This window comes from Gordonibacter sp. (assembly GCF_036667095.1).
GTDB lineage: Bacteria > Actinomycetota > Coriobacteriia > Coriobacteriales > Eggerthellaceae > Gordonibacter.
The window spans coordinates 1-3,515 of the sequence record NZ_JAVWUP010000233.1; the positions used below are offsets into that span (position 1 = coordinate 1).

Below are 3,515 nucleotides of genomic sequence, written 5' to 3' on the forward strand. Positions count from 1 at the left end.
GTCAACCAGCACATCATCCACGATTATGCTTCCCCCTGCATCACTGGAAAAGTTACGCGACTTGTCGACGGAGATGTGTCTGAGAATATCCCCCGGCTGGCAATCGAGCACCTCGCAGATAGCGTCGAGCGTCGAGAACCGAATAGCCCTGACCTTGCCCGTCTTGATGCGCGACATGTTCACGTTCGTAATGCCGACTCTATCTGCAAGTTCGTTTAACGTCATCTTACGATCAGCCATAACCCGATCGAGATGAAGGATGATAGGCATGGCTATAGCTTATATTGTGTCGTCGGAGAATTCTTGCAGGAGAACGCCATATTTGAAAACGAAAGAAAAGGCAAAGACCACAGCCGACGCAATAAGGGGAGAGATGTTTAATGGAAAGATCATATTGTCGTTGGTTGAGACAAACCCCGTGTTCAAACCGTCGTAGTTTAGCAAAGTATTGTTTGAGGTAATAGCAAAGTCCAAAACGCAGTAAACAACCAGCAAGGCAGAGATCAGGCGCAATCTCTTGACTTGACTAAGGGTAAAGGGAGAGTCACCTTTCGCCGCATCGGAAAATATTCCATTAATCACCATAAATAGAGCCACTATGACAACTATATATGCCAAATGAAGAACAACCCCCAAGACGCTCAACCCATAGGCATGCTCGCTCGTCTTGTCTCCAACAAGAGCAAAAACCATGAAAGCAGTTGTGAATACCCAATAGACGCAGAGCACGCCAAAAACGATTTTCACTATCAGGCTTATGGATTTACACACGCGTCCTATTCTTTTCAAAGAATCTTTTGTTTCCTGCTCTGCCTCATCCAACATAACTTCTCCACCCTATTTAGCTAAACGGAAATAATGATAATTTTATCAAATAATTACGCGATACTTAACAGCAATAGGCTCCCCTTGAAAGAGGAGCCTATTGCTGTTAACTTCATTTTCGAGCATACTATATTCCCGGCGCAAAACAGATTCCGCCAAACCCAATAGGATAGCAAACTGCCCTCGGGTCAGCCTCACTATAAAACAGCATATCAAGCACCTCCTTTCGCTTTCTCCATGGCAGCCTGCATGGCTGCCCCCAACCTGTCGTAGAACTCCATAGTCATCGCGCAGTAGGAGTCTTTCGACTCCAAACTGCCCGACTCGAAAAGCGAGCGAGCTCTGCAGCCTCCCCCGCAAATTCGCATATAGCGGCATTCCGAGCAACCGTCGAACTTATCGACGCTCATCGCCTGGAACTGAGCCGACACGTCGCTTGCCAGCGCCTCGGACAGCGTGCCGGTGAACGCATTGCCCATAGCTAGCTCGGGGCGTTGCAGCATATGGCAAGGATAAACCGTCCCATCCGCGCCAATGCTCACCGACCTGAAACCAGCCCCGCAACACTTCTTTGCGGTCAGGTTAAGCGCAACGGGAGCATCCATCGCCAAGATCGGCTTGCCGTCATCCAGCGTCAGCATGCTTGCACCCAAACGGCGCAGCGCCTCCTCGTCGGGAAGTAAGCTGGCCAGCTCGTCATCCGGAGCGCAGGTCAAAAGGCTGAAGTTCAACGTCGCATCCAGCTCTTTCGACAGGCGCACGTAGTCTTTGAGATCATCTATGTTCTTCGCATGCACCGTCGGGATGATATGGGCGGGAATCCCCGCCGCACGTACCATGCCCACCGCCTCGACCAGCTCGTCGAAACGCTGCTCCTGCCTGATATAGGCCGGAGCAGATGCCGAGCAGCCGTCGAACGACACCGAGACGCGATCGACATGCGGCGCAAGCGCTGCAAGCGTCTCCTCGGTCATGCACAAGCCATTCGACAACACCGTGACCGCCTTGATGCCGCAGTCGCGTTTCGCATAGGCAACGATGTCCGGCAGGTCGCTCCGCAAAAACGGTTCTCCACCCGATATGATAAGCGTGGCCAAACCGGCCGCAGCCAGCTCATCGAGGGCATGCTTGATCTGACCCAAGGGAGCATCGGCAAGCTGGTTGCGCTGGCTGTCCAGCGAATAGCAGCCGACACAATCCAGGTTGCACCGCTGCGTCACATGCAGGTAAGCAGACACTACCGCATCGACGGGCGCCTCGCTGGTGAAGAAACCACCTCGACCCAAATGCTCGAGCAACGCAGCATCCACAGCAGCAACCTCGGCCTCCTCAACATCTTCCTCCAAAAGCCGAGCACATACGGCAGCACCTTCGGCGGTCAGGCCGATCGCATACCCGGTGCTCAAGTTGCCGACCATAGGAAAGCCGGCGAACTCGAACGAGACCACCTGATCACCGAATCTCATGGAACCTCCCCCACACCGCTTGGACCGCATAGGCATTGCCCCTCGTGCAAGTCGGTGAAGTCGTATATACGCCTTTCCGTCATTTTATCGGTTCACCTGCGCCCTGTCGATGTGCGTCACCGAAATACAGGCTCTTCGGCCCTATTTCCTTGCCTTTCCTTACCATCTCCTTACCGATTTGCATATACTACCTATTTTGCGTTATATTTATCGTTAAACGAATATCATTATCTGTTACCGTACTTGTATTGTACTTAGAGAGACGGTTTGTATCGTAAGCACATGGGGCGCATGCCGCTTTCCGCGCCGGAAAGGGAAGTTCGTGACGAAGTCTTGCACAGCCTCCCCCCCCCCCGAGCGGGAGGAAGCTGACCCGGTACGCCCCAACCTGCTTTGCGCAACCTACTTTGCAACCAACCTGCTTTACCCGATAGTCACCCTACGGAAAGTGAAACCACCATCATGCCCGTTCAGTCTCATCTCGATTCCCAAAACTCCGACTTTGCTTCTTTGAGCGAAGCCATGCGTTCGCTGCTTTTTGCCGCCGGACCCCAGAATATCGAGGCCGTACGTGACGACATCCTGCGCAAAGTTGCCGAGAGCGCAGCCATAGCCCGCAAGAGCAGAGCCGCCGCGCACACCGAGAACCCGTCCGCAGAAACATTAGCCGACTAGCACTAGGCTGTCGATTCGGCAGCTCCGCTCCAAGAGGCGAACCCACCCGTCCCGCAACGACGGGTTCTCTGACTACGGGGAACAACAACGCCCTCCACAAGACGAGCTCCTCCCGCTGCTGCAAGCGAAGGGGCTCGTCTGCAAGGAGGCTCCTAACGGAAACCTCGGTGCCCAGCAATTGCTTGCCGGGAGCGATCTAGGTATCTACACCGGCCTTCACGCAGGCGTTGCACCCTTCGATCGTCTCGGCCAACGCATCAGCAGGCACCTTGATCTGACCGGCCAGGCCTTTGATATCGTCGGCCTTGAAGCTGTGGCCCTTCTCGACCGACTTCGCCTTCACGTTCACGGTAGCGCCTGACGAGGGGCGCGTGCCCGTAACACCCGCAACAGCAGAGCCTTCCTTCGTCAGGCTCTCGACCTTCGCGTCGGTATAGAGCGTAACTTTGCCGGATTTGTCGGCACACTCTTTCAGGTTTGACACGTAGTAGCTACCACCCTGCTCGCCCTTGTTCTCCAGCTCGACAGCATGGCCGCAGTGACCCCGTC

Annotated in this window: 4 protein-coding genes and 1 pseudogene; 1 reads left to right on the forward strand and 4 read right to left on the reverse strand. The window is 54.4% G+C overall.

Annotation, left to right across the window (positions count from 1 at the left end; translation table 11 throughout):
* The 3 genes from RR842_RS12915 to RR842_RS12925 all read right to left on the reverse strand — a co-directional run.
* Window positions 1–270, reverse strand: a 270-nt coding sequence (locus RR842_RS12915) for a helix-turn-helix transcriptional regulator (protein WP_332730018.1), incomplete at its 3' end; no start/stop codon positions are given.
* 9 nt (window positions 271–279) lie between these two features.
* Complete coding sequence (locus RR842_RS12920; protein ID WP_332730019.1) at window positions 280–825, reverse strand: hypothetical protein; 546 nt, start codon at window positions 823–825, stop codon at window positions 280–282.
* Between the two features lie 212 nt (window positions 826–1,037).
* On the reverse strand, window positions 1,038–2,291 hold the full coding sequence (locus RR842_RS12925; RefSeq protein WP_332730020.1) for a radical SAM protein: 1,254 nt from the start codon (window positions 2,289–2,291) through the stop codon (window positions 1,038–1,040).
* Between the two features lie 462 nt (window positions 2,292–2,753).
* On the opposite strand from RR842_RS12925, the gene RR842_RS12930 reads away from it, so the two are divergent.
* Window positions 2,754–2,966 carry a hypothetical protein gene (locus tag RR842_RS12930; RefSeq protein WP_332521707.1) on the forward strand — a complete coding sequence of 71 codons (213 nt, stop codon included), beginning with the start codon at window positions 2,754–2,756 and terminating at the stop codon, window positions 2,964–2,966.
* 196 nt (window positions 2,967–3,162) lie between these two features.
* Here the strand turns inward: RR842_RS12930 and RR842_RS12935 are convergent.
* A pseudogene (locus RR842_RS12935) lies at window positions 3,163–3,515 on the reverse strand (hypothetical protein); the annotation flags it as partial.